General features: G+C 50.1%; 1 protein-coding gene. It reads left to right on the top strand.

Annotated features, from left to right (window positions below):
- On the top strand, window positions 1-333 hold a 333-nt coding region (locus ACTHUR_RS19810), incomplete at its 5' end, for a phospholipase D-like domain-containing protein (RefSeq protein ID WP_440400502.1).
- Window positions 334-475 lie beyond the last annotated feature (142 nt).

Below are 475 nucleotides of genomic sequence, written 5' to 3'. Positions count from 1 at the left end.
GTACGCTACGCCTCACGCGCCTACTACCCTATGTTGCTGGAAGCCGGGGTCAAAATTGCCATGTTTGAAGGTGGGCTCTTACATGCCAAAACCATGACCATTGACGAAGACTACTCCCTCTTCGGCACGGTCAACATGGACATGCGCAGCTTCTTCCTCAACCTCGAAATCAGCCTCGCCATCTACGACCGCGACATCACCAAACAAATCTGCAACCTGCAACGCGACTACCTCAAAAACAGCAGCTACATCACCGTCAAAGCATGGCAGCAACGCTCCAAATTCCGCGGGTTGATTGAAAACACCGTCCGCCTGATGAGTCCGCTGTTATAGGCAGGCTTACCGTTCGTACAAGACCAAAGGTCGTCTGAAAAGCTTGAAACCCTTTTCAGACGACCCTTTTGTTTGGATATAGTGGATTAACAAAAATCAGGACAAGGCAACGAAGCCGCAGACAGTACAAATAGTACGGAAC

Source organism: Neisseria sp. P0021.S007 (assembly GCF_051956855.1).
The sequence above is the reverse complement of the archived record's forward strand: the minus strand, read 5'-3'. Positions and strand labels throughout refer to the sequence as shown.